Here is a 24,611-nt window from a genome sequence, read left to right as displayed (position 1 = left end):
GACCCCGATGATCCGTTTCGACGCGGTGTCGAAGGCATACCCCGACGGGACCGTCGCGGTCGACGAACTGAGCCTGACGGCACCCTCGGGCCAGATCACCGTGCTCGTCGGACCGTCCGGCTGCGGCAAGACCACCAGCCTGCGGATGGTCAACCGGATGGTCGAGCCGACCTCCGGCACGATCACGATCGACGACCGCGACGTCACCTCGGTGCCCGCCACCGAGCTGCGTCGGAGCATCGGGTACGTGATCCAGCACGCCGGGCTGTTCCCGCACCGCACCGTCGTGGACAACGTGGCCACCGTCCCGATGCTCACCGGGACGGGCCGTCGGCAGGCGCGCCGGCGGGCGATCGAGCTGATGGAGCTGGTCGGACTGCCGGCCTCCTTCGCCGACCGCTATCCCGCCCAGCTCTCCGGCGGCCAGCAGCAGCGGGTGGGCGTTGCCCGGGCGCTGGCGTCCGACCCGCCGGTCATGCTGATGGACGAGCCGTTCAGCGCCGTCGACCCGGTGGTCCGCGACCAGCTGCAGCAGGAGTTCCTGAGGCTGCAGGGCGAGCTGGGCAAGACGATCCTGTTCGTCACCCACGACATCGACGAGGCGATCAGGCTCGGCGACCGGGTCGCCGTCCTCGCCGTCGGCGGGAGACTGGCCCAGGTGGCCGCCCCCGCCGACCTGCTGGCCACTCCCGCCGACCCCTTCGTGGCCGAGTTCGTGGGTCGTGACCGCGGTTACCGAGCGCTGGGCTTCATCTCCGCCGAGGTGGCCGTGGCGGCCGAGCCGACCGTGACCCTCGGCTCGCCGGTGGCCCGGGCGCACGACGTCGCCGTCGACGACTGGGTGCTCGTGGTGGACGACGGGGGCCTCCCGCAGGGCTGGCTGCACCTCCGGGCCCATCCCGACGGAGGCCCAGGACCCGCGCCGGGCGACGTCGTCACCCCCGGCCTGCTCAACCTGGGCGGCACCCTGTCCCCGATCGGCGGCACCCTGCGCGAGGCCCTGGACGCCGCGCTCTCCTCACCCAGCGGCCGGGGTGTGGTGGTCGACGAGGGCGGGCGGCTCGTCGGCTCGGTCCGGGCCGGCACCGTGCTGGAGCACCTGCACGCCGCGACCGCGGACCCCTCGGCCCAGGTCAGGCCGTGAACTCGGAGAACGGCTCGGCGCCCTGGGACGTGTTCGGCTACTTCGCCGACCACCGCGCCGAGGTGCTGGACCTGCTGTGGGCGCACACCTGGCTCTCGGTCCTGCCCGTGGTCATCGGCCTGCTGGTGGCCTTCCCGATCGGCTGGCTGGCCCGCCGGTACCGGTGGGCGTACGCGCCGGTCGTCTCGGTGTCCGGCCTGCTGTACACCATCCCCTCGCTGGCGTTGTTCGTCGTCATGCCCACCCTGCTGGGCACCCAGATCCTCGACCCGGTCAACGTGGTCGCCGCATTGACGATCTACACCATCGCGCTGCTGGTGCGGGTGGTCGCCGACGGCCTGGCCGCCGTCCCCGAGGACGCCGTGCAGGCGGCCACCGCGATGGGGTTCACCCGCCTGCAGCGGCTGCGGACGGTGGAGCTCCCGCTCGCCGTGCCGGTCATCGCCGCGGGCCTGCGGGTGGCCATGGTGGCCAACGTCAGCCTGGTCGCCATCGCGGCGACCATCGGGATCCCCCAGCTCGGCCAGCTGTTCATCACCGGGTTCCAGCTGTCGGTGACCGGCCCCTACTACCCGCCGATCGTGCTGGGCATCGTCCTGTCCGTCGCACTGGCGCTGCTGCTCGACCGGTCGATCGTCCTCGGCGCCCGGCTCATCACCCCGTGGCAGCGGGCGACGGCGGCCCGATGAACGACGTGCTCCTGTGGCTCAACGACCCGCAGAACTGGACCGGTACCCGGGTCACGCCCGGCATCGTCGCGCAGGCCACCGCGCACCTGGCGTACACCGCGGTCGCCCTGTCGATCGCCGGGGTGATCGCCTTCCCGCTGGGGCTCGTCCTCGGCCACACCGGCCGGGCGTCGTGGCTGGTCTCGGTGGCCAACGGGCTGCGGGCGCTGCCCACGGTCGGCCTGCTGATCCTCCTGTACGTCATGGTGTCGCCGCTGATCAGCGGCCGCGGGGACGCCGTCTACCTGGTGCCCACGGAGATCGCCCTGGTCCTGCTGGCCCTGCCGGCGATCCTGGCCAACACCTACGCCGGGGTGCGCAACGTGTCCCCGGACGCCCGCGATGCGGCCCGCGGCATGGGCATGACCGGCCGGCAGGTGCTGTTCCGCGTGGAGCTTCCCAACGCGCTCCCGCTGGTGTTCTCCGGCCTGCGGAGCGCCGCACTGCAGGTCATCGCCACCGCGACGATCGCGGCCTACGTCGGGCTCGGTGGCCTGGGCCGCTACGTGTACGACGGGCTGGCCAGCCGGGACTTCGGCCAGATGGCCGGCGGCGCCGTCCTGGTCGCCGCGCTGGCCCTGCTGGTCGACCTGGCGCTCTCGCTGCTGCAGCGCGCGACCGTCTCACGCGGCGTCTCCGGCCGGTTCTCCCGCCGCTCGACCCGCGACAGCCGCAGCGCGGCGGTGACCGTGGTGCGTCCCGAGCCACCGAGGGGCGGGCCCGACGGTGGCCGGTCCCCACGGCAGGCGACCACCCCGGCCGCCGCCCTGACCCCCTCCGGCGACCACCCCTCGGGGTGACCGGTCCCGTTCCGCGGGTGGCACCCGCCACCCGGCACCCAGTGACCCGGCGCGCCGCGCCGCGGCTGACCCCAGGAGAGACCACATGAACCGCAGGATCGCCACGGCGCTGACCGGCGGGACCGCCCTGCTCACCGCGCTGACCGCGTGCGGAGAGTCCGGCAGCAGCAGTGCGGGAGGGGGCGAGAGCACCCCCGCCGGGGGCGGCGACACCATCGCCGCCGAGCTGGTCCTCGGCGGGCCGCCGGAGTTCCAGACCCGACCCGACGGCGTCCCCGGCCTGGAGGAGGTCTACGGCGTCACCTTCGGTGAGTTCCGCAGCCTGGACGCCGGCGGCCCGCTCACCATCAACGCGCTGGCCAACGGCCAGATCGACGCAGCCGACGTCTTCACCACCGACCCGAACATCGCGGCCAACGACTGGGTGGTCCTGGAGGACCCGGAGAACCTGTTCGCCGCGCAGAACGTGGTCCCGCTGATCAGCACCGAGGAGGCCACCGACGGCGTCGCCGCCGTGCTGAACGCGGTGTCCGCGGAGCTCACCACCGAGGACCTCATCGCGCTCAACGAGCAGGTGATCATCGACCGGCAGGACCCGGCCGCGGTCGCCGGGCAGTGGCTGGCCGAGAAGGGTCTGGACGCGACGGGCACGCAGGCGGCCGGGACGGACCTCACCATCGGGTCGGCGAACTTCCCGGAGAACATCACCCTGGCCAACATCTACGCGCAGGCGCTGCAGGCCCAGGGCGCGACGGTCGAGACCCAGCTCAACATCGGCAGCCGGGAGGTCTACATGCCCGGCCTGCAGGACGGGTCGATCGACCTGATCCCGGAGTACACCGGTGTGCTGCTGGAGTACTTCGACGAGGAGGCGACCGCGGTCAGCTCCGAGGAGGTCTACGCCGCGCTCCCCGAGGCCCTGCCGGAGAACCTGACCGTGCTCGAGCAGTCGGAGGCCCAGGACAAGGACGCCATCGTCGTGACCAGGGAGACCGCGGAGGAGTACGGCCTCACCTCGATCGCCGACCTGGCCGAGCAGCCCTGACCCGCCGGTGGTCCGGCCGGGGGGCCTCCCAACCGGCCGGACCGCCTCAGGCGCGCGCGGGAGGTGTGGCGGCGTCGTCCTCGTCGGGCGGGATCTTGCAGACCTGTTCCAGCCACAACGCCGCACCGGTGAGCCCGGCGGCGAAGACGACACCGAGGACGCCGGTGACGGTGTCGGCGGTGGCCGCGGACAGCCGGCCCAGCTGAGGCACCGTGTGCAGCAGCAGCCCCGCCCAGCAGCCGGTGAGCACCGCGCCGACGTAGGCGCTGGCCTGGGCGAGCACCGCCACCCGGGCCACCAGCATCGGCTCGACCGGGCGGGCGGCGGCCGGGCTCCGGCCCGGCGGCGGCCGGCGGTCGCGCTGCGCGGACAGTCGGGCCGCCAGCGCCCGGGCGCCGAGCAGCTCGGCGACCGCCAGCACGCCCAGCGGCACCGGCAGCCACCACTGCAGCTGCGGCAGCGAGCCGTAGCCGGCCCGGACCAGCAGCCAACTGGCCAGCGCCAGCCCGACCGCGAGGGCCACCAGGTCCCGGCGGCGGACGGAGGTCACGCGAGCTGCTCCCAGCGGACGACCGCGGCCACCTCGTCGGCCGGGAGCGCCGTGACCAGGTCGGCCACCCTGCCGTGCCCCGGCAGGGTCGCCGCGGGGTCCAGCGTCAGCCACGGGACGAGCACGAAGGCCCGCTCCGCGGCCCGGGGGTGCGGGAGGGTCAGCGTCGGGTCGGCCGAGACCACCGGCGTCCCGTCGTCCGCGGTGACGGTGACGACGTCGACGTCCAGCGTGCGGGCTCCCCAGCGGACGTCCCGGGTGCGACCGGCCGCCTGTTCGAGCTCCTGCGCCAGGGTGAGCCAGCCGGCGGCGTCCCGCTCACCCCGGACGACGGCGACCGCGTTGAGGTAGGGCGGCTGCTCGACCGGCCCCCACGGCGGCGTCTCGTACAGCGTCGACCGAGCGACCAGGCCGTGCTCCTTCAGCGCCACCAGGGCCCGCCGCAGGGTGCCGGCCCGGTCGCCGAGGTTCCCGCCGAGGGAGAGGACGGCCCGGCTCATCAGCGCTCGCGCCGGATCGCGACCGTGACGTCGTGGGCCGGCACGCCCAGGTCGACCTCCGGCTTGTGCACGGTGATCTCCACGGCGTCCACCACCGGGTACGCCAGGCACAGGTCGGCCAGCCGCTGGGCCAGCGTCTCCAGCAGGTCGACCGGTTCGCCGACCAGCACGGCGTGCAGCTGCTGGGCCAGCTCGCCGTAGTGCACGGTCTTGGTCAGGTCGTCGTCCGCGGCCGCCGGGGCGGTGTCCAGCTCGAGCACCGCGTCGACCCGGAAGGTTTGGCCGTTCTCGCGTTCGGCCGGGTACACACCGTGGAAGCCGTGCCCGGTCAGGCCGTGCACCGTGATCCGGTCCGGCTTCGGGTCAGCCACGGTGTCCTCCTGCGCTGGGGGCCGCCCGCACGGCGGCCAGGGTGGCGATCGCGTCCAGCGACTGCACCGGGTCGTGCACCCGGACGCCCCAGGCACCGGCCTGCGCGGCCAGCACCGAGATCGCCACGGTCGCCGCTTCCCGGCCCTCGACCGGACGGAGCTCGCCCCCCGGCCCGGCCAGCAGCCGGCCCAGGAACGTCTTGCGCGAGGCCCCGACCAGCACCGGCAGCCCGAGGGCGACCAGCCGGTCCAGCCCGGCCAGCAACGCCCAGTTGTGCTCGGCGTTCTTGGCGAACCCCAGCCCCGGGTCGAGCACCAGCTGGGCGGGGTCGACGCCGGCGGCCACGACGTCCTCGACCCGGGCGGTCAGCTCTGCGCCGACCTCGGTGACCACGTCTCCGTAGCGCGCCGCCGCGTACATCTCCCGGCTGTGCCCTCGCCAGTGCATCAACACCCACGGCACCCCGGTCTCGGCCACCAGCCGGGCCATGCCCTCGTCGGCCAGGCCGCCGCTGACGTCGTTGACCAGCACCGCGCCGGCCTCCAGGGCGGCGGCGGCGACCTCGGCGCGGGTGGTGTCCACGCTGACCCGCACGCCTGCGGCGGACAGCTCCCGGACCACCGGCACGACCCGCCGGCACTCCTCGGCCGCGTCGACCCGGTCGGCGCCCGGCCGGGTCGACTCGCCGCCGACGTCGACGTAGTCCGCGCCGGCGGCGTGCATCTCCAGGCCGTGCGCGATCGCGGCGCCGGCGTCGGCGTAGCACCCGCCGTCGGAGAAGGAGTCCGGCGTGACGTTCAGGACGCCCATCACCAGACACCGGCCCGGGCGCGGCAGGGCCACGGCGCTCACTCCGCCGTCACCGCTGCAGGATGAGGCTCATCGCCTCGCTGCGGGTCGCCGGGTTCTCCCGGAAGATGCCGCGCACCGCGGAGGTGATCGTGGACGAGCCGGGCTTGCGGATGCCGCGCATCGCCATGCAGAGGTGCTCTGCCTCCACGACCACGATCACGCCCTGGGGCGTGAGCACCTCGAACAGCGAGTCGGCGATCTGCCGGGTCATCCGTTCCTGCACCTGCGGCCGCCGGGCGTACACCTCGACCAGCCGGGCGAGCTTCGACAGCCCGGTGACCCGCCCGTCGGTGCCGGGGATGTAGCCGACGTGTGCCCGGCCGTGGAAGGGCACCAGGTGGTGCTCGCAGGTCGAGTACATCGGGATGTCCTTGACCAGCACGAGCTCGTCGTGCTCCTCGTCGAACGTCGTCGCCAGGACGTCGTAGGGGTCCTGGGCCAGGCCGGCGAACGTCTCCCCGTAGGCCCGCGCGACCCGCCCCGGGGTGTCCACCAGGCCCGACCGGTCCGGGTCCTCCCCGATCGCGATCAGGATCTCCCGGACGGCGGCCTCGATCCGGGCCGTGTCGACCTGCCCCTCGGGCAGGTCGGCCACCGGGTCACCGGTCCGGGGGTCCTGGCCGACGCCGTCCACCGGCGCGCGCCGGACGGTGCCGTGGCCGTCCGCCGCCGCGGGCACGGCTCCGTCGAGTCCGGCTCTGCGAGGTGCCACGCCGCCGGGGGCCACACCCCCGACCGCGTCGCTCACCGGCCCTGGACCGGGGCGCCGACGTCGCCGACCGGCAGCTTCGGCTCGCCGTTGGTCGACGCGTGCGACCCACCGTTCGCGGCGGCCACCTCCGCCGGGGTCAGCACCGGCGGACGCTCCGAGGGGGTGCGCTTGCCGAAGCCGTTGTACGGCGCCATCGACGGGCGCTTGACCACCCCGGTGCAGATCCGGTCCATGTCCTCCCGGGAGAGGGTCTCCCTCTCCAGGAGCTCCAGCACCAGCCGGTCCAGGACGTCCCGGTACTCGACCAGGATCTCCCAGGCCTCGTCGTGCGCCGCCTCGATCAGCGCGCGCACCTCGCCGTCGATGTCGGCGGCGACGGCGTCGGAGTAGTCCGACCGCGAGCCCATGTCCCGGCCGAGGAACGGCTCGGAGTCGGTGCTGCCGTACTTGACGGCACCGAGCTTCGCGCTCATCCCGTACTGGGTGACCATCGACTTGGCCAGCGAGGTGGCCTTCTCGATGTCGTTGCCGGCGCCGGTGGTCGGCTCGTGGAAGACCAGCTCCTCGGCCGCCCGTCCGCCCAGCGCGTAGGCGAGGGTGTCGATCATCTCCGAACGTGTCTGGGTGTACCGGTCCTCGGTGGGGAGGATGAGCGTGTGCCCCAGCGAGCGGCCGCGCGGCAGGATCGTCACCTTGTGCACCGGGTCGGTGTTCGGGAGCGCGTGCGCCACCAGGGCGTGACCGCCCTCGTGGTACGCGGTGACCTTCTTCTCCTTCTCGCTCATCGCCCGGGTCTTCCGCTCCGGGCCGGCCAGCACCCGGTCGATCGCCTCCTCGAGGGTGGCGTCGGTGATGACCGTCTCGTCCTGGCGGGCGGTGAGCAGCGCCGCCTCGTTGAGCACGTTGGCCAGGTCGGCGCCGGTGAAGCCGGGCGTGCGCCGGGCCACCGTCTCCAGGTCGACGTCGTCGGCGAGCGGCTTGCCGGTGGCGTGCACCTTGAGCACCGCCGTCCGACCCAGCAGGTCGGGTCGGTCGACCGGGATCTGCCGGTCGAACCGGCCCGGGCGCAGGAGTGCGGGGTCCAGGACGTCCGGCCGGTTGGTGGCGGCGATCATGATGACGCCGCCCTTGACGTCGAAGCCGTCCATCTCGACGAGCATCTGGTTCAGCGTCTGCTCGCGCTCGTCGTGCCCGCCGCCCATGCCGGCGCCGCGCTGCCGGCCGACGGCGTCGATCTCGTCGATGAAGATGATCGCCGGAGCGTTCTCCTTCGCCTGGGTGAACAGGTCGCGGACCCGGCTGGCCCCGACGCCGACGAACATCTCGACGAAGTCCGACCCGGAGATGGAGTAGAACGGCACGCCGGCCTCACCGGCGACCGCGCGGGCCAGCAGCGTCTTGCCGGTGCCGGGCGGACCGAACAGCAGCACGCCCTTGGGGATCTTCGCGCCGATCGCCTGGTACTTGACCGGGTTCTGCAGGAAGTCCTTGATCTCGTGGAGTTCCTGGATCGCCTCGTCGGCACCGGCCACGTCACCGAACGTCGTCTTCGGGGTGTCCTTGCTGACGATCTTGGCCTTGGACTTCCCGAAGGCCATCACACCCCGGCCGCCACCCTGCATGGAGCTGAACAACCAGAAGAGCAGCAGCAGGAGCAGCACGAAGGGCAGGAAGCTGACCAGGATGCTGACCAGCAGGTTGTCCTGGGAGACGTTGGTGTCGAAGTCGACGCCCTCGCCCTCACCCAGGCCACTGACCAGGTCGAAGACGTCCTCCTCGGCGCCGACCGGGTAGAACGCAGTGACCTGGTCACTGCCCTCCACCGGCTCGATCAGGTCGAGATCGACCGTCTGCTCGCGGTCGTTGATGGTGGCCGAGTCGACGTTGCCCTCGGCGAACTGCGCGAGCGCCGTGGAGGTCGAGACCTCCTGGTACTCCGGGTCGCTGCGGAAGAAGCTGGAGCCGACGAAGGCCAGCAGGACGACGATGGCGATCCAGAACCAGACGCTCCGGAAGATCTTCTTACGTTCCATACACCGTGGCCGGGCGCCGGGGTGGACCCGGCTTGCCCGTCGACCCTCCTGATCGTCGCTGGACGCCGCCCGCGATCCTGGGGACGCCCCGCCGCGGGGCGACGTCGTTGGGTCGAAGGTACACCGGTGGACCTGTGCCCCTGCTGCTCTCGAGCTGTTCGGCCTGGCTGCAGGGACCCGCGGCGAGCGACGCGCGTCGTGGGTGCAGCCAGGTCCTTCGTCAGCTGGAGTAGACCTCGGGCTTGAGGGTGGCGATGTAGGGCAGGTCGCGGTACCGCTCGGCGTAGTCCAGCCCGTAGCCGACGACGAACTCGTTGGGGATGTCGAAGCCGATGTAGCGCACCGGGACGTCGACCTTCACCGCGTCCGGCTTGCGCAGCAGCGTGCAGACCTCCAGGGACGCCGGCCGCCGGCTGCCCAGGTTCTTCAGCAGCCAGGACAGCGTGAGCCCGGAGTCGATGATGTCCTCGAGCACCAGCACGTGCTTGTCGGCGATGTCGCGGTCCAGGTCCTTCAGGATCCGCACCACGCCGGAGGAGCTGGTGGCGCTGCCGTAGGAGGAGACCGCCATGAACTCCATCTGGGTCGGCAGCTGCAGCGCCCGGGCGAAGTCGGACATGAACAGCACCGCGCCCTTGAGGACGCCGACCAGCAGCACCTCGCGGCCGGCGTAGTCGTGGGCGATCTGCGCGGCCAGCTCCGCGATCTTGCCCTGGATCTGCTCCTCGGACAGCAGCACGTGGTCGATGTCCGGGCCGTAGCCGTGGTCCGGGCCCAACGGGCCGGCTGCGGGGATGGCGGGCTCGCTCACGACGGTCAGGGCTCCTCAGGGGGGACGGCATCTGGTGCAGCCGGGCGCGGACCGGTCCCGCGACCGGGGGAACCGCCGGGCTGCACGGTCAGCCTGCCAGACGCGCGCCGCACTCCCGCACCACCGGGGAGGTCCACCCGCCCCTGGCCCCTCCACCGGGTGACGAGCGCGTCGACCGCCGACAGGTGCACGCCCTGCAGGTCGGGCACCTGGGCGTGGCGTAGCCAGCCGCGCAGCACCCGGCGTCGCAGGGCCGGAGGCAGCTCGGCCAGCGGGGCGGCGGGCAGGTCGCCGTCCGGGCCGGCCAGCGCCGCCAGCTCGTCCGCGGCCAGCGCGTCCAGGGTGTCCAGGTCCTCCCGCACCATCGCCGCGGTCCGGCCGAGGGCCGCCGCGACGCCCCCGCCGAGGACCTCCTCCAGCAGCGGCAGCACCTCGGTGCGCAGGCGGACGCGGGTGTAGGCCGGGTCGCTGTTCCACGGGTCGTCCCAGATCGGCAGCTGCTGCGCCGCGCAGGCGGCCCGGGTGGTCGACCGCCGGACGTCGAGCAGCGGGCGCCAGAACGGCGGGCGGTGCTCGACCATGCCGGCGACCGAGCGTGGTCCGGAGCCGCGGGCCAGCCCGAGCAGGACGGTCTCGGCCTGGTCGTCGAGGGTGTGGCCCAGCGCGACCGCCGCCCCGTGGTCGCCCGCCGCCCCGGCCAGCGCGGCCGTGCGGGCCGCCCGGGCCGCGCCCTCCGGCCCGCCCTCGGCGCCGACGTCGACCCGGAGCACCAGCACCGGGGAGAGCCCGAGGGCCCGGAGCAGGCCGGCGGTGCGCTCGGCCTGCTCGGCCGACCCGGGCTGCAGCCCGTGGTCCACGGTGACCCCGCCGACCGGGCGGCCGGCGCGGGGAGCCTCGAAGGCCAGCGCGGCGGCCAGCGCCACCGAGTCCGCTCCCCCGCTGCAGGCGGCGAGCACCGGGCCCGTGCCCGTCCGCAACCCCGGGCGCACGGCGCTGCGCAGCGCCGCGACGGCGGGGTCGGGTCCGACCACCGGGGACGGGGCGCGCCGGCTCAGGCGGGGAAGGCGGGCCGGGTCTCCAGCACGCGCTCCACCCAGCGGGCGGGCTCGGTCAGCTCGTCCTTGTACGGCAGGTTCTCCGGCCCGGCCCAGACCTGGTTGAACCCGTCCATGCCGACCAGCTCGACGACCCCGGCCACGAAGACCCGGCCATCGGCGTACTGCTGCATCTTCTGCTCCAGGCCGAGCAGGCGGCGGAGCACCCGGTCGATGGGGCCGCGGCCCTTGCGGCGCTGGGCGAAGCGCTTGCGCAGCGTGCGCACGGACGGGACGACGTCGGGGCCGACGCCGTCCATCACGTACTCGGCGTGCCCCTCGAGCAGGCTCATCACCGCGGTGACCCGGTCGAGCACGGCCCGCTGCTCGGGGTCCCGGATCAGCGCCATCAGGCCCTGCGGGGAGTCGTCGTCGGCACCGGTGCCGCGGACGACGTCGGTGAGGCTGCGCAGCACGTCGGTGAGCCGCTCGCGCAGCACGTCCGGGGTCAGGTCGGTCGCCTCGGCGAAGGCGGCGATCTGCGCCTCGAGGTGGCCACGCAGCCACGGCACGGCGGTGAACTGCAGCTGGTGGGTGACCTCGTGCAGGCAGACCCACAGCCGGAAGTCCGTGGGGTCGACGCCGAGCCGGCGCTCGGTCTCCACGATGTTGGGCGCCACCAGCAGCAGGCGGCCGCCGCTGCCGAAGACCTCGTACTGGCCCAGCACGCGGGTGCACAGGAAGGCCAGCACCCCGCCGGCCTGCACCCCGGTCGCCCGTGAGCCGATCGCGGTGGCCAGCGGCCCCGGCGTGGTGCCCTGCGCCGCCTGCAGCCCGTCGGCCAGCGGGTCGAGCAGGGCCGCCATGCCCGTGGTGTTCGAGTCGATCCAGCCGGGCCGGTCGACGACCGCCACCGTGGGCACCGGGCCGCCGGGGACGGGGCGCAGACCGGTGAGCGCCTCGACGTGCGCGACGGCGGTCGCGGCCGCGCTGTGCAGCTCCGCGACGACGGCCGCCGCCTCCTCGCGGGTGGTCTCCGGGCCGGCGCCGGTCAAGCGACGGGCGGTGCGGCCGGCGAGGTCCCAGTCGACCAGGGACGAGGAGCGGCTCATCGCCTCACCGTACCCGGCAGCACCCGCCGGCCGGCCGCCGTCAGCGGCAGCCGCAGCCGGCCAGTGCGGCCGCCACGACGTCCAGTGCGGTCTCGGTGTCCTCCAGGCTCCCGGTGGTCCCGTCGGCCAGGACGGCGAAGGCCAGCAGCCGGCCGTCGGCGGTCTGCACCGTGCCCGCCAGGTCGTTGACGCCCAGCAGCGTGCCGGTCTTGGCCCGCACCGACCCGGGGATGCCCTGGCCGGCGACGGCGCGGTCGGTCAGGGTGCCGTCGTACCCGGCGACCGGGAGGCCGGAGAGCAGCACGTCGGCGTCGGGGACGCTCCCGTCCGCGGCGGCCTGGACGACGTCGACCAGGAGCCGGGCGGGCACCCGGTCGTCGCGGGACAGGCCGCTGGCGTCGGAGAGGGCGAGCCCGGTGGTGTCCAGCCCCGCCTCGGCCAGCGCTGCGCCGATCGCCTGCCCGGCGCCCTGGAAGGTGGCCGGCAGGCCCCGGGCGATGGCCACGTGCCGGGCCAGCGACTCGGCCAGCAGGTTGTCCGACGCGGTGAGCGCCTGCTCGACCAGCCGGGCGACGGGCGCCGACTCGACGCTGCCCAGCGTGCGCGCGCCGGCCGGTGCGGCACCGAGGCTGACCGCCGCCTCCGGGGCGCCCAGCGCCGCGGCCAGTGCGGCACCGGCGTCGGTGCCCGGCGACCCGCTGCGGGGGGTGCGGCCGGGAACCTGCCGGGCGCCGTCGACGGCGGTGGCGGTCACCGGAGCGGCGTACGTCGACGGTGCGTCGTCAGCCCCCCAGCCCTGGGCGGTGAGCGGGCCGCTGAACAACGAGTTGTCGACGACGACGCTGGTCACCGGCTGACCACCGAGCGCCTCCTGGACCTGGGCGGCCAGGTCCGCGACGGTCGCCGCGCCGGGATAGTCGACCGAGGGTGCGGTCGTCGACAGGGTCGGGTCGCCCCCGCCCACCAGGACGACCTCCCCCGGGGTGCTGCCGGCCACCACGGTCGTCGTCAGGGTGTCGGTGGGGTCCAGGGTGGTGAGCGCGGCGAGGGCGGTGAGCAGCTTCGCGGTGGAGGCCGGCGTGCCGGGGTCAGCCGCGTCCTGGTCGAAGAGCACCTGCCCGGTGGCCACGTCGACGACCTGGGCGGACAGGCCGCTGCCGAGCGCCGGGGCGGCGAGCAACGGGGTCAGCACGGCCGTGAGGGCCGCCGGGTCGGGCACCGGTGCCTCCGCGGAGAGCGGGGTGAGCACCGGGCCGGGCTCGGTGAGGTCGGGCAGGACGGCGTCGGGCACCTGCTCGGCGTCCACGGCGACGGCGGGGTCGCCGCCGGTCAGGTCCAGGGCCAGCACCACCCCGGCCGCGACCAGCACGAGGGCGAGGACGGCGGCGATCAGGAGCTTGACCCGCCGGCCGCTGCTCCCGGCGCCGGACCCCGCCTGCCGGGGGCCAGGTGTGGCCGCGGTGGCACCCGCCGCCGCCGGAGCAGGAGCAGCGTGTCCTGGGACCGTCCGGCGTCCGGCCGCCCGTTCGGCGTGCACCTGCGCCCGGTCCGCGCGTTCGGCGGCCGCGCGTTCGACGGCCGCGCGCTCGACGGCCGCGCGCTCGGCTGCGGCGCGCTCGGCTGCCGCGCCTTCGGCCGCCGCCCTGCGCTCGGCCGCGGCGTCCTCGGCCGCGGCGCGCTCGGCTGCTGCGGCGCGCGCGGTCGCGGCTCGCTCGGCTGTCTCCTGCTCGATGGCCGCACGCTCGGCGGCCATCGCCGCAGCCGCGGCGGCCCGCTGCCCGTCGGCCTCCGCTGCGGCCGCTCGTTCTGCCGCCAGCCGACCCGCCTCGACCTGCTCGGCCGCCACGCGATCGGCCTCCGCCCGAGCGACCGTTGCGCGCTCGGCCTCGGCGCGCGCAGCCTCTGCCTGGTCCGCCGTGGCCCGTTCGGCGGCAGCCTGGTCCTCGGCGGCCCGCGCCGCGGCGGCCTGCTGGGCCGCCCACTCCCGGACGGCGGCGAGGTCGGCGGCGGCCTGCTCGGCCCGGGCGCGTTCGACGTCGGCCTCGTCGAGCTCGGCCTGAGCGGCCGCAGCACGCTCGGCCTCCTCGGCTGCTGCGCGCTCGGCGGCAGCCCGCTCGGCCGCCCACCTCTTCACCGCGGCCAGGTCGGCTGCTGCCTGCTCCGCTGCCGCACGGCGCGCCTCGGCAGCCTCGCCGGTCCCCTCCGGAAGCGACTCCTCGGTGGTCCCTGCCGGCGCTGGCGGCTCGGCAGCCTGCTCGACCTCCGGATGTCCCTGCTCGGCCGCCTCAGCGCCCGACTCTCCCACCGGCCCGGTGTGTTCCGTTCCCGGCACTGCGACGGCCGGCCCGGTGGGCGTGGCGTCGGCCGGGAGCGACGGACCGGGCGTCGTCCCGGCGCCGCCGTCGGCCGCCGAGGGCGGCACCTCCGGGCTGCCTTCGGGCACCCCCGGCTGCTCTGCACCCGGACTCGACGAGATCTCCCCCACCCCCTGGAGTGACCTCCGCCGACGGGACGGACGGTCGTACGCCACACTATCGGCGTGCAGTTCGACGTGACGGTAGAGATCCCCAAGGGCCAGCGGAACAAGTACGAGCTGGACCACGCCACCGGACGCATCCGCCTGGACCGGATGCTGTTCACCTCGACCCGGTACCCCGCCGACTACGGGTACATCGAGGAGACGCTCGGAATGGACGGTGACCCGCTCGATGCCCTGGTGCTCCTGGAGGAGCCGACGTTCCCCGGGTGCCTCATCACCTGCCGGGCGATCGGCATGTTCCGGATGACCGACGAGGCGGGTGGGGACGACAAGGTCCTCACCGTCCCGGCGACCGACCCCCGGATGGCCCACCTGCAGGACATCAACGATGTCTCGGAGTTCGACCGGCTGGAGATCCAGCACTTCTTCGAGACCTACAAGGACCTCGAGCCGGGCAAGTCGGTCGAGGGCGCCGAGTGGGTCGGGCGCGCCGAGGCCGAGGCCGAGATCGAGGCCTCCCGGCAGCGCGCCATCGACACCCCCCGACAGCACTGACCCCACCGGCGGACCTCGCCGGACACGCACTGACCAGACGGCGGCGCACCCACCCGGGTGCGCCGCCGTTCCGCATCCGGGGACCGCTGTCGACGCCGGTCTCCTGCGGCACACCGATGAGGCGCGCCCGCCTGGGTGGGAGACGGAGGGGGAAGGGGAGCCGCCTGTCGGAATCGAACCGACGACCTTCTCATTACGAGTGAGACGCTCTACCGACTGAGCTAAGGCGGCGGACTGCGCGAGTGAGCTTACGGCACCGCCACCCCCCTCCTGCGACACCCCCGCCGGGGTGGCGGGGCGGCTCAGGCGGGCAGGCGGAGGGCGACGGTCAGCGCCTCGACGGCGATCTGCGGCTTCACGTTCTGCTCCAGGGCGGTGCGCGCGGCCAGCACCGCGTCGATCCGGCGCAGCGCTCCCTCGGCGCCGATCCGGCGGGCCAGCTCCACCGCGTCGGCCCGGCGGTCCGGGTGGGCCAGCGGCAACGTCAGCTCCCCGGCCGCACCACTCGTCGAGCTGATCACCAGCGCGTCCCGGTAGAGCGCCGCCAGGTCGACCAGCGCCCGGTCCAGGGAGTCCCGGCCGATCCGGGTGGCCCGCCGCTTCTGCCGCGTCTCCAGCTCCTTGAGCTGACCGGCCCCGCGACTGGCGGCAGCGACCCCCGGCCCGCGCGCGCCCACACCCAGGCTGGCCTTGACGGCGTCGGTCTCGACCGCGTCGACCTCGGCGACGGTCTTGTCCGACTCGTCCTTGGCCGTCCCGACCAGGTCGTCGGCGGCGTGCAGGCACGCCGCGAGCGAGACCAGCGACAGCGGGATGTCCAGCACCGCCTTGCGCGCCAGCCGGGCCGACTCGTCCTGGGCCAGGTGCCGGGCCCGCCCGACGTGCCCGCCGGCAGCCGCCGCGGACCAGGCGGCCAGAGCCGGGTCGATGCCGTCCCGGCGGACCAGCACCTCGGTGACCGCGTCGATCCGCGGGGTGCGCAGCGCCACCACCCGGCAGCGGGAGCGGATGGTGACCGGCACGTCGTCGGGGTGCAGCGAGGGCGCGCACAGCAGGAAGACCGTCCGCGGCGGGGGCTCCTCCAGCATCTTCAGCACGGTGTTGGAGGCCTGCTCGGTCATCCGGTCGGCGTCCTCGACCACCACGATCTGCCAGCGGCCCTGGGACGGCGCCCGGCCCGCGGTCCGGACGATCTGCCGCACCTCGGCGACCCCGATGGACAGCCCCTCGGGCACCACCCGGTGCACGTCGGCGTGACTGCCGGCCAGCACGGTGCGGCAGGCGTGGCAGGTGCCGTCGCCGCCGGCCGGGCACTGCAGCGCGGCGGCGAAGGCGCGGGCGGCCACCGAGCGGCCGGAGCCGGGCGGCCCGGTGAACAGCCAGGCGTGCGTCATCGCCGCCGGCTGGGCCACCGCGGCCTGCAGCTCGGCCACCACGGCCGGCTGCCCCACCACGTCGGCCCACACCCCACCGACCGTCACGTGGCCCATCCTCTCCCAGCCGGTCCCGGCCCCGTCCAGAGGCTCGCCCCGAGCCTGCGAGGGGTGCGGAGGACGGGGTCCTTCATGGGTGCAGCTGAGGGGTCGGCCCCGTCTGGAGGTGGTCGCTGCCGCGGCGGCTGTGCGGCACCGGCACGTCGGCCGGGAGCTGCTGCAGCGGCAGGCCCTCCAGCAGCACGCTCACCCGGGTGCGGATGGCGGCGGCGATCTCCTCCGGCGACCGGCGGGCGTCGAGCACCAGGTAGCGGTCGGGCTCGGCCTCGGCCAGGGCGAGGAACGTCCGGCGCACCCGCTGGTGGAAGTCCAGCGACTCCGACTCCAGCCGGTCGGCGGCGGCCCGCCCCCGGGCCCGGGCCAGGCCGACCTCGGGTGGCAGGTCCAGCAGCAGGGTGAGGTCGGGCCGCAGCCCCTGGGTGGCCCAGCGGGAGATCGAGCGGACGTCGTCCATCGGGATCGTGCGGCCGGCGCCCTGGTAGGCCAGCGAGCTGTCCACGAACCGGTCGGTGATCACCACCTCGCCGGCGTCCAGTGCGGGGCGGAGGACGTCGTGCACGTGCTGCGCGCGGTCGGCGGCGTACATGAGCGCCTCGGCCCGCGGCGACAGCCCGGCGCTGGCCGGGTCCAGCAGCAGCGCCCGGACCTTCCCGCCCAGCGCCGTCCCGCCCGGTTCGCGAGTGGTCCGGGCGACCAGCCCTTCCCCCGTCAGCCACTCCTGCAGGCGGCGCACCTGCGTCGACTTGCCCGCCCCCTCGCCGCCCTCGAAGGCGATGAACACCCCACCGCCGGCCAGCCGGCGGCGTGCGGTGGTGTCCCGGCGCAGTGCGGTCACCACGTCGGCCAGCAGCGGCACCGGGCGGCCGTCGTCCATCTGCCGGTAGGCGACCACGCCGACGCCCACGGCCAGCAGGCCGGCGACGAACAGCATGACCCGCTCCCCGGTGACCGCCAGCGTCAGGACGCCGACGTCGACCTGGTTCTGACCGATCACGCCCACGCCGATCGGCACCGTCGCGAGGGAGAGGATCAACGAGGCGCGGACGAGGGACTGGACGATCGCGAACGTGCGGCCGCGGATCGCGTCGTCGACCTCCGTGCCGAGCAGGGTGAAGCCGGCCAGGTAGGCGATGCCGGCGAAGAAGCCCATCAACACGACCAGCAGCAGCGCCACCCACAACGTGGCGATCCACGACATGAACAGCACGGCGATCCCGGCGCCGACGATGGCCACCCCGAAGATCCGCTCCCGGGCGAGGTCGTGGGCGATGCTGGGGCCCACGGCGATGCCCAGACCGAGGCCGACGAAGACGGCCCCGAACAGCAGCCCGTAGGCCGCCTGCCCCCCACCCAGGGCGTTCACGTAGAACTGCCCGGTCGCGATGATCGCACCGGCAGCGGCGAAGGCCCCGGCGATCCCGAGGATCAGCCCGCGGACCAGGCGGGTGTGCCCGGCGAAGGAGAAGCCCGCCTTCAGCGAGCCGAGGAAGCTCTCCTGCGGCACCTCGGGCCGGGTGGCCCGGCGACCGCTGATCGAGGGCAGGTTCCAGATGACGACGGCCGCGACCAGGAAGGTCAGCGCGTTCAGGTACAGGGCGAGGGCGATCTGGTCCAGCCCGGGGAACAACTGGTTCAGCCGGCCACCCGAGGTGTTCAGCACCGCGTAGACGCCACCGGCGAGCACCGGGGTGATCCCGTAGGTGGTGACCAGCGACAACTGGTTGGCCGGCTCCAACTGGTCCTTGCGGAGCATGTTCGGGACGGCGGCGTCCTTGGCCGGGGTCCAGAAGAGGCTGACCACCTCGATCAGGAACTGCGCGATGAACAGCCAGACCAGGTTGTCGACCACCGGGATCGAGGCGAACAGGCCGAACCGGAACAGGTCGGTGACCACCATCGTCTTGCGCCGGTCGAACCGGTCGGCGAAGACCCCGGCCAGCGGCCCGAGCACGAGCGCCGGCAGCAGCCGGAAGAGCAGGACGCCGCTGAGGGCCAGGTTGCTGGCCATGTAGCCGTCGACCAGCGTGGTGGCGGTCGCGGTGATCGCCAGCAGGCCGAGCCAGTCGCCGAAGCTGGACAGCGACATCGACAGCCACAGCTTGCGGAAGTCGCGGACCCGGAGCACCGCCCGGACCCGGGCCATCAGCCCGACCTCGCCCGCACCGGCCTGCGCCGACTCGTCGAGGTCCGCGCCGTCCTGGCCTGCGTCCTCGGACGGGGCCTCGGCGCCGGAGGGCTGCGGTCCGTCCGCCGGGAGGCCGTCGGCCAGCCCGGCCAGTGGCGGGGTCGCGGCGTCCTCCGGGGTCGGCACCCCGGCGGGCGGCAGGCCGTCGCCCGGGGCCACGGGGGCGGGGCCGGCGACGCCGTCGCCCGTGGTGCCGTCGCCGGTGGTGTCGTCGAGGCCCCCGCCGGGTGCGGCCAGCGGGCCATCGGGCGACGGCCGGTCGGCGGACGGGTCGTCCGCGGGACGGTGACCCGTCGGGTCGGAGCTGATCGGGGACCCCCGGGGTGTGGCGGCACCGGAGCGCCGCGGGACATGGCCGTGTCATGGCCTCGGCGTGGTCACCGTACCGGTCCGGACCGACGAATCCGTCCGGTCGACGACTCGTCCGGGTCACGCGCCCCCGGCTGTCCCGACCCGTTCGCGTGCTGGGCTCAGCGCGGGGAGAGCCGGTGGGCGCGGGTGGTGTACGGCAGCTCGAGCTGGGTGCGGCCGCGGGTGTCGGGGTGAGTGGACAGCAGTTCCCGGACTCGGCCGAGGAACTCCGCCCGCCGGGCGCCGTCCATCGTCGCGACGTAGCTGCGGGTGCCGATGCCGCGGACGACCTCGTCCTGCGTCACCAGCTGGGCGACGGCGGAGTCGAGGACCTCCACGTCGGCGGGCAGCTCGGCAGCGAACCGGGCCACCACCGTCTGGTCGGCCTCGTGGTCGCGTGCCTCGTCGGCGAGGAGCTCACCGAGGGCGCGCACCCACGGCACCCGCTCGTCGCGGGTGTTCCAGACCAGGCCGACCACGCCGCCCGGCCGGAGCACCCGGCACAGCTCGGCAGCTGCGGGGGCGACGTCGAACCAGTGTGCGGCCTGCCCGGCGACGACCGCGTCCACGTCCGCGTCGGGCAGCGGGATCGACTCCGCTCCCCCGGTGGCCACCCGCACCCGGGGCAACCGCTCGCGCAGCTGCGCCAGCATCTCCCCGGACAGGTCGACGGCGACCACCTCGTGCCCGGCGGCCACCAGCCGGTCGGTGAGCAGGCCGGTCCCGGCCCCCAGGTCCAGCACCCGGCGCGGGGCGTCGCCGAGCAGGAACCCGACCACGTCGGCCGGGTAGGTGGGCCGGAGGGCGGCGTAGTCGGCCGCGACCGCACCGAACGACGTCCGCCGCTGCTCCCAGCCCTCCACCCGGCCTCCCTCCGACCCGCCCGTCCGGCTCCGTCAGCTGCCGGCCGGGACCCGCTCCTCGACCTCGGAGGCGGCCTGTGCCGGCTCGGCGGCCGTCTTCTTCGCCGTCGTCTTCTTCGCGGTGGCCTTCTTGGCGGTGGCCTTCTTCGCCGGCGCCTTCTTCGCAGCGGTCTTCTTGGCCGCCTTCTTCTTCACCGGCGCCCGCTCACGGCGGTCGGCGAGCAGTTCGGCCGCCCGCTCCAGGGTGATCGTCTCGACCTCGTCGCCCTTGCGCAGGCTGGCGTTGACCTCACCGTCGGTGACGTAGGGGCCGAAGCGGCCCTCGCGCACCGTGACCTGCCCCTGGCTGACCGGGTCCGCGCCCAGCTCCTTGAGCGGCGCCTTGGCCGCAGCCCGGCCCCGCTGCTTGGGCTGCGCGAAGATCGCCAGCGCCTCGTCGAGGGTGATCGTGAAGAGCGCGTCCTCGCTCTCCAGCGAGCGCGAGTCGGTGCCCTTCTTGATGTAGGGCCCGTACCGGCCGTTGAGCGCCTGGATCTCCGCGCCCTCGGCGTCCTTGCCGATGGTGCGCGGCAGGGTGAGCAGCTTCAGCGCCTGCTCCAGGGTGACGGTCTCCGGCGTCATCGTCTTGAACAGGCTGGCGGTCCGCGAGGTCTCCTTGCTGCCCTCGGGCACCACCGTGGTGACGTAGGGGCCGTAGCGGCCCGCCTTCACCGCCACCGGGAACCCGGACTCCGGGTCGGTGCCCAGCTCCCGGTCCGAGGAGGGGGCGTTCAGCAGCTCGGTGACACGCTCGGTCGTCAGCTCGTCGGGCGCGATGTCCTCGGGGAGGCTCACCCGCGCGCCGTCCTCGCCGCCGGCCTGCAGGTAGGGCCCGTACCGGCCGACCCGCACGACCACGGGCTCGCCGTCGGGCGCCACCGCCCGCAACGGGATGGAGTTGACGCCGCGGGCGTCGATCTCCTCCAGCCGCTGGCCGACGACGGACTTCAGCCCACCGGAGGCACCGATGCCGCCGGCGTGCCGGCCCTCGCCACCGAAGTAGAACTCGGTGAGCCAGTCGACCCGGCCCAGCTGCCCGGCGGCGATCTCGTCGAGCTCGCGTTCCAGCGACGCGGTGAAGTCGTAGTCGACCAGCTGAGCGAAGTGCTGCTCGAGCAGGTTCATCACGGCGAAGGCGACGAAGGACGGGACCAGCGCCGAGCCCTTCTTCCAGACGTACCCCCGGTCCTGGATCGTCTGCATGATCGACGCGTACGTCGAGGGCCGGCCGATCTCCAGCTCCTGGAGGCGGGCGGTGAGGCTCGGCTCGGTGTAGCGCGCCGGGGGGCTGGTGGTGTGCCCCTTGGGGTCCAGCTCCCGGGTGTCCAGCCGCTGCCCCTGCTCGACGCGCGGCAGCCGGCGCTCGCTGTCGTCGGCCTCGTCGTCGTTGCCGGAGCCCTCGTCCTTGCCCTCGACGTAGGCCCGCAGGAACCCGGGGAAGGTGATCGTCCGCCCGGAGGCGGTGAACTCGACGGCCTCACCGGTGCTCGAGCTGCCGGCGAGCCGGATGCTCAGCGTCTTGCCGACGGCGTTGGCCATCTGCGAGGCGATGGTGCGCTGCCAGATCAGCTCGTAGAGCCGGAACTCGTCGCGGGCGAGCTGGCCGGCCAGCTGCCCGGGGGTGCGGAAGGAGTCACCGGCCGGGCGGATCGCCTCGTGCGCCTCTTGGGCGCCCTTGGCCTTCTTGTCGTACCGGCGCGGCTCCGCCGGCACGTAGGCGTCGCCGTACAGCTCGGCGGCCTGCCGGCGGGCGGCGGTGATCGCCTCGTTCGACAGGTTGGTCGAGTCGGTCCGCATGTAGGTGATGTGGCCGTTCTCGTACAGCCGCTGGGCGACCCGCATCACCTGGGCGGAGGACCAGCCGAGCTTCCGGCCGGCCTCCATCTGCAGGCTGGAGGTGATGAAGGGGGCGTAGGGCTTGCGGGTGTAGTCCCGCTCGTCGACCCGGCTGACCGAGACCGGCCGGCCCTCCAGGCGTGCCGCCAGGCCGCGGGCACCGGCCTCGTCCAGGTGGACGACGTCGCTGGTCACGGTGCCGGTGTCGGCGTCGAAGTCGCGGCCGGTGGCGACCCGGCTGTCGTCCACGGTCACCAGCCGGGCCCGCAGGGTGGTCGGCTCCCCCGCGTCGGTCGCGGCGCGCCGTTCGGCGACCTCGAAGACGCCGTCGAGGCTCCAGTAGTCCGCGGCGGTGAACCGCATCCGGGCGCGCTCGCGCTCCACGACGATGCGGGTGGCGACCGACTGCACCCGGCCGGCCGACAGCTTGGGGAGGACCTTCTTCCACAGCACCGGGGAGACCTCGTAGCCGTAGAGCCGGTCGAGGATGCGGCGGGTCTCCTGGGCGTCGACCAGCGCGGTGTCCAGTTCCCGCGGGTTCGCCACGGCGCGGGCGATCGCCTCGCGGGTGATCTCGTGGAACACCATCCGGCGGATCGGCACGGTCGGCTTGAGCGTGTCGATCAGGTGCCAGGCGATGGCCTCGCCCTCGCGGTCCTCATCGGTGGCGAGGTAGATCTCGCTGGCTTCCTTGACCAGCTGCTTCAACCGGGTCACCTGCTGCCGCCGGTCCGGGCTGACCACGTAGAGCGGGGCGAAGCCGTGGTCGACGTCGACACCGAGCCGGGCCCACGACTCGCCCTTGTGTGCGGCGGGCACGTCGGCGGCGTTGCGCGGGAGGTCACGGATGTGCCCGACGCTGGCCTCGACGACGTAGTCACTGCCGAGGTACCCAGCGATCTTGTTCGCCTTGGTCGGCGACTCCACGATGACCAGCGGCTTGCCTCCGGCCGCGACGGCACGCTTGCGCGGCGCGCGGTCGCCGGTGCTGGTGGCTGACTTCGTGGTCTTGGTGGGCGGCACGGTGCTCCTGTCGAGGGTGCTGGTGCATTCGCCGGGGAGGACCCGGCGGCGCACGGGGCAGAGCGAGCTGTACCCGCTCGGCGACGCCACGGTAGGCCACGACCGGACCAGGAGGCCGAGCGGTGAACCGGAACGCCCCGGCTGGTCCACCTCCAACGGATGACGTCGCTCACTGTTCCCCGCACCGATCCGCAGGTCATCGCGGCGCCCACGGGCCGACCACGACCGCGCCGACGGCGGCCAGGGTCGGGCGGTCGCGGTCGTAGTACTGGGTGTGTCCCTGGGTCGGCTCGGTCGGCAGGGGGACGTCGCCGAACCTCGTGTCGAACGGGCCGGCTCCGTACCAGCCGGACCAGGCGATCGGGTCGGCCGCCGACCAGGCGCCGTAGACCTCCGCCGCCTCCAGCCCCGCCGCGGTGCCCGTGCCCGTCCCGGGGCTGCCCAGCAGGACGACGGCGTCCGCGGCCAGCCGTCCTGGCGCTCGCGCCGCCTCCCCGGTGACGACCGTCCCGTAGCTGTGCGCCAGCACGGTCGTCCGCGGTGCCGGCCCGGCGGCCCGGGCAGCACGACTGGCGGCCAGCCCGTCCAACGCACTGTCCAGGTCGCGGCCCCCGCGCCGGGAGGTGTGCTCGGAGACCGAGGTGAACCACCGGGGTGTCCGGTAGCCCAGCCAGGCGACCGTCGCCACGGCCAGGCCCGGGGCCGCCACCGCAGCGGCCGCCGCGACGTCCCGGGCGTCACCGACCAGACCGGGCAGGTCGTCGCCGACCGTGGTCTCGACCCCCGGGACCAGGACACCCACGGCGGCAGCGGTGTCCAGGTCGCCGACGGACAGCGCCACCAGGCCGGTGGCGGGGTCGAACTGGAGGAGCTGCGCCACGGAGCCGGCGTCCACCAGCCCGGTCAGGGTGCGCTGCACGACGCGGGCGGTGTCGTGGCCGACCGACCCCGGCGGGAGGTGCTGCAGCGCCGCGGCCAGGTTCGCCCGGTTCGCCCGGTCGCGGGCCCAGGCCGGCAGACCGTCCAGGGCGCCGACCGCACCCGGCTGCCCGTCGATCGCCTGCAGCTGCCCGGCCGCCGTCAGACCGGCCCACCAGGCCGCGGCGCCCCGCGGACCGGCGGTGGCCGGCACCTGCGGCGCCCGCACCGGCAGCAACCGGTCCACCAGGTCGGCGAAGCGGTCCGGTACCGGGACGTCGACCGCACCGAGCCGGAGCAGCGGCTCCCGGGCGGCCCGGGCGCACGCCGCCGCCCGAACCGCCGCGACACGGGCCCCCTCGGCTCTCTCCTCGGCGAGCACTGCGGCGCCGCGGGCGGCCTCCACGTCGGCCAGCTGGTCCGGTGCCATGGCCGGGTGAGGTGGGGCGGGGACCCCGACCGCCCGACCGGCGCCGTCCAGACCGACCCCGCCGGCCGCGGCGACCGCCAGGGCCTCGGCGGCGAGCTCCTGCGCCTCGTCCGCCGCGGCGGTCAGCCCGGTCAGGTCGGCCAGCGAGGCGGCCAGCGCCCCACCGACGCCGGAGGTGATCGTCGAGAGCTCGACGAGCGCCGCCGCGGCCGCCGTGCCAGCCGGACCGGACCAGGACCCCGCGGCCCCGAGCTGACGGCCCAGCTCGTCCAGCCGCCCCCGCCAGGGCTCGAGTCGATCGGTCAGCACCCCGAGGGTGACCACCGCTCCCCGCAGCTGCGGGACGTCCCAGCCGGCGATGACTGCCGTCGTCGTCACCGCGACACCCGGACCCGGCCACCGCCGTCACCACCGAGCTGCCCCGCCAGGCCGACGTCGAAGGCCCGGTAGGACTCCAGCGCGGTCGCCAGCGTGGCGGCGACGGCCAGGGTGCGCGCGGCCAGCGTGGTGACCAGGTCGGTCCACGCCGCGCCGGTCGCGGCTGTCGACTCCGCCGCCTCCCCCTCCAGCGCGGTGCCCAGCGCCCGCCCCGCCGAGGCGCACAGCCCCGCCTCCTCGCCGAGTTCTGCGCCGAGCGCGGTCAGCTCGCCGAGCAGTGCCCCGAGGGCATCGAGGTGGACGTCGATCAGATCGGACACACGTGCCTCCCGGCGACGGACCACGGCCCCGGGCGGGACCGGCGGGAG

The 24,611-nt window shown here is 74.7% G+C and carries 21 protein-coding genes and 1 tRNA gene; 5 read left to right on the top strand and 17 right to left on the bottom strand.

The window, feature by feature from the left end; translation table 11 throughout:
- Positions 1 to 7 precede the first annotated feature (7 nt).
- From O2W20_RS13120 to O2W20_RS13105, 4 genes are all read left to right on the top strand, one after another.
- A complete protein-coding gene (locus O2W20_RS13120; RefSeq protein WP_269172184.1) occupies positions 8 to 1,144 on the top strand; it encodes an ABC transporter ATP-binding protein in 1,137 nt (378 codons plus the stop codon).
- Positions 1,141 to 1,833: an ABC transporter permease gene (locus O2W20_RS13115; RefSeq protein ID WP_269172185.1), complete on the top strand. Its 693-nt coding sequence runs from the start codon at positions 1,141 to 1,143 to the stop codon at positions 1,831 to 1,833. Before O2W20_RS13120 ends, O2W20_RS13115 begins: the two co-directional genes overlap by 4 nt.
- The gene (locus tag O2W20_RS13110; RefSeq protein WP_269172186.1) at positions 1,830 to 2,672 is read left to right on the top strand and encodes an ABC transporter permease; all 843 of its coding nucleotides are present in this window, start codon (positions 1,830 to 1,832) and stop codon (positions 2,670 to 2,672) included. Before O2W20_RS13115 ends, O2W20_RS13110 begins: the two co-directional genes overlap by 4 nt.
- Before the next feature lie 85 nt (positions 2,673 to 2,757).
- Complete coding sequence (locus O2W20_RS13105; RefSeq protein WP_269172187.1) at positions 2,758 to 3,717, top strand: glycine betaine ABC transporter substrate-binding protein; 960 nt, start codon at positions 2,758 to 2,760, stop codon at positions 3,715 to 3,717.
- Between the two features lie 46 nt (positions 3,718 to 3,763).
- Here O2W20_RS13105 and O2W20_RS13100 read toward each other — a convergent pair whose 3' ends face one another.
- The 10 genes from O2W20_RS13100 to dacB form a co-directional block, all read right to left on the bottom strand.
- Positions 3,764 to 4,267 carry a DUF3180 domain-containing protein gene (locus O2W20_RS13100; RefSeq protein WP_269172188.1) on the bottom strand — a complete coding sequence of 168 codons (504 nt, stop codon included), beginning with the start codon at positions 4,265 to 4,267 and terminating at the stop codon, positions 3,764 to 3,766.
- Positions 4,264 to 4,767, bottom strand: a complete 504-nt coding sequence (gene folK / locus O2W20_RS13095; protein WP_269172189.1) for a 2-amino-4-hydroxy-6-hydroxymethyldihydropteridine diphosphokinase — start codon at positions 4,765 to 4,767, stop codon at positions 4,264 to 4,266. Before folK ends, O2W20_RS13100 begins: the two co-directional genes overlap by 4 nt.
- Positions 4,767 to 5,138 (bottom strand): dihydroneopterin aldolase, encoded by a 372-nt coding sequence (gene folB, locus O2W20_RS13090; protein WP_269172190.1) that lies wholly within the window; start codon positions 5,136 to 5,138, stop codon positions 4,767 to 4,769. The genes folK and folB overlap by 1 nt, the downstream gene beginning before the upstream one ends.
- Positions 5,131 to 5,982 (bottom strand): dihydropteroate synthase, encoded by an 852-nt coding sequence (gene folP / locus O2W20_RS13085; RefSeq protein ID WP_269172191.1) that lies wholly within the window; start codon positions 5,980 to 5,982, stop codon positions 5,131 to 5,133. Before folP ends, folB begins: the two co-directional genes overlap by 8 nt.
- 16 nt (positions 5,983 to 5,998) lie before the next feature.
- The gene (gene folE / locus O2W20_RS13080; protein ID WP_269172192.1) at positions 5,999 to 6,670 is read right to left on the bottom strand and encodes a GTP cyclohydrolase I FolE; all 672 of its coding nucleotides are present in this window, start codon (positions 6,668 to 6,670) and stop codon (positions 5,999 to 6,001) included.
- A gap of 65 nt (positions 6,671 to 6,735) precedes the next feature.
- Positions 6,736 to 8,736, bottom strand: coding sequence for an ATP-dependent zinc metalloprotease FtsH (gene ftsH, locus O2W20_RS13075; RefSeq protein WP_269172193.1), 2,001 nt, complete (start codon positions 8,734 to 8,736; stop codon positions 6,736 to 6,738).
- Positions 8,737 to 8,956: 220 nt separating this feature from the next.
- Entirely contained in the window at positions 8,957 to 9,547 is a 591-nt protein-coding gene (gene hpt / locus O2W20_RS13070; RefSeq protein WP_331253759.1) for a hypoxanthine phosphoribosyltransferase, read from the bottom strand.
- A gap of 5 nt (positions 9,548 to 9,552) precedes the next feature.
- The gene (gene tilS / locus O2W20_RS13065) at positions 9,553 to 10,578 is read right to left on the bottom strand and encodes a tRNA lysidine(34) synthetase TilS (RefSeq protein WP_269172194.1); all 1,026 of its coding nucleotides are present in this window, start codon (positions 10,576 to 10,578) and stop codon (positions 9,553 to 9,555) included.
- A gap of 20 nt (positions 10,579 to 10,598) precedes the next feature.
- On the bottom strand, positions 10,599 to 11,693 hold the full coding sequence (locus tag O2W20_RS13060; RefSeq protein ID WP_269172195.1) for a zinc-dependent metalloprotease: 1,095 nt from the start codon (positions 11,691 to 11,693) through the stop codon (positions 10,599 to 10,601).
- A 40-nt stretch (positions 11,694 to 11,733) separates the two neighbouring features.
- Entirely contained in the window at positions 11,734 to 14,136 is a 2,403-nt protein-coding gene (dacB, locus tag O2W20_RS13055; protein ID WP_269172196.1) for a D-alanyl-D-alanine carboxypeptidase/D-alanyl-D-alanine endopeptidase, read from the bottom strand.
- Between the two features lie 96 nt (positions 14,137 to 14,232).
- Between dacB and O2W20_RS13050 the strand changes: the two genes are divergently transcribed.
- Positions 14,233 to 14,727: an inorganic diphosphatase gene (locus O2W20_RS13050; RefSeq protein WP_036334013.1), complete on the top strand. Its 495-nt coding sequence runs from the start codon at positions 14,233 to 14,235 to the stop codon at positions 14,725 to 14,727.
- Between the two features lie 158 nt (positions 14,728 to 14,885).
- On the opposite strand, the gene O2W20_RS13045 is transcribed toward O2W20_RS13050, so the two are convergent.
- The 7 genes from O2W20_RS13045 to O2W20_RS13015 all read right to left on the bottom strand — a co-directional run bounded on the left by O2W20_RS13045 (position 14,886) and on the right by O2W20_RS13015 (position 24,563).
- Positions 14,886 to 14,958, bottom strand: a tRNA-Thr gene (locus O2W20_RS13045).
- A 71-nt stretch (positions 14,959 to 15,029) separates the two neighbouring features.
- A complete protein-coding gene (locus tag O2W20_RS13040; RefSeq protein ID WP_269172197.1) occupies positions 15,030 to 16,217 on the bottom strand; it encodes a DNA polymerase III subunit delta' in 1,188 nt (395 codons plus the stop codon).
- Positions 16,218 to 16,290: 73 nt separating this feature from the next.
- The gene (tmk, locus tag O2W20_RS13035; RefSeq protein ID WP_269172198.1) at positions 16,291 to 18,564 is read right to left on the bottom strand and encodes a dTMP kinase; all 2,274 of its coding nucleotides are present in this window, start codon (positions 18,562 to 18,564) and stop codon (positions 16,291 to 16,293) included.
- 311 nt (positions 18,565 to 18,875) lie between these two features.
- Complete coding sequence (locus O2W20_RS13030) at positions 18,876 to 19,619, bottom strand: class I SAM-dependent methyltransferase (protein ID WP_269172199.1); 744 nt, start codon at positions 19,617 to 19,619, stop codon at positions 18,876 to 18,878.
- Between the two features lie 33 nt (positions 19,620 to 19,652).
- Entirely contained in the window at positions 19,653 to 22,517 is a 2,865-nt protein-coding gene (topA, locus tag O2W20_RS13025) for a type I DNA topoisomerase (protein WP_269172200.1), read from the bottom strand.
- A gap of 196 nt (positions 22,518 to 22,713) precedes the next feature.
- Complete coding sequence (locus O2W20_RS13020) at positions 22,714 to 24,243, bottom strand: alpha/beta hydrolase (protein WP_269172201.1); 1,530 nt, start codon at positions 24,241 to 24,243, stop codon at positions 22,714 to 22,716.
- A complete protein-coding gene (locus O2W20_RS13015; RefSeq protein ID WP_269172202.1) occupies positions 24,240 to 24,563 on the bottom strand; it encodes a hypothetical protein in 324 nt (107 codons plus the stop codon). Before O2W20_RS13015 ends, O2W20_RS13020 begins: the two co-directional genes overlap by 4 nt.
- Positions 24,564 to 24,611: the final 48 nt, after the last annotated feature.

It is taken from the genome of Modestobacter sp. VKM Ac-2982 (genome assembly GCF_026967935.1).
Taxonomy (GTDB): Bacteria; Actinomycetota; Actinomycetes; order Mycobacteriales; family Geodermatophilaceae; genus Modestobacter.
Note: the sequence above shows the minus strand (reverse complement) of the source record. Positions and strands in the feature narration are given on the sequence as shown.

What these genes read in the sequence shown, in the direction of transcription:
- folK (WP_269172189.1), bottom strand. Translation starts at nt 4,767, where the DNA reads ATGAGCCGGGCCGTCCTCTCCCTCGGCGGGAACCTCGGCGACCGGGCC.
- O2W20_RS13060 (WP_269172195.1), bottom strand. Translation starts at nt 11,693, where the DNA reads ATGAGCCGCTCCTCGTCCCTGGTCGACTGGGACCTCGCCGGCCGCACC.
- O2W20_RS13120 (WP_269172184.1), top strand. Translation starts at nt 8, where the DNA reads ATGATCCGTTTCGACGCGGTGTCGAAGGCATACCCCGACGGGACCGTC.
- ftsH (WP_269172193.1), bottom strand. Translation starts at nt 8,736, where the DNA reads ATGGAACGTAAGAAGATCTTCCGGAGCGTCTGGTTCTGGATCGCCATC.
- O2W20_RS13110 (WP_269172186.1), top strand. Translation starts at nt 1,830, where the DNA reads ATGAACGACGTGCTCCTGTGGCTCAACGACCCGCAGAACTGGACCGGT.
- O2W20_RS13040 (WP_269172197.1), bottom strand. Translation starts at nt 16,217, where the DNA reads ATGGGCCACGTGACGGTCGGTGGGGTGTGGGCCGACGTGGTGGGGCAG.
- O2W20_RS13105 (WP_269172187.1), top strand. Translation starts at nt 2,758, where the DNA reads ATGAACCGCAGGATCGCCACGGCGCTGACCGGCGGGACCGCCCTGCTC.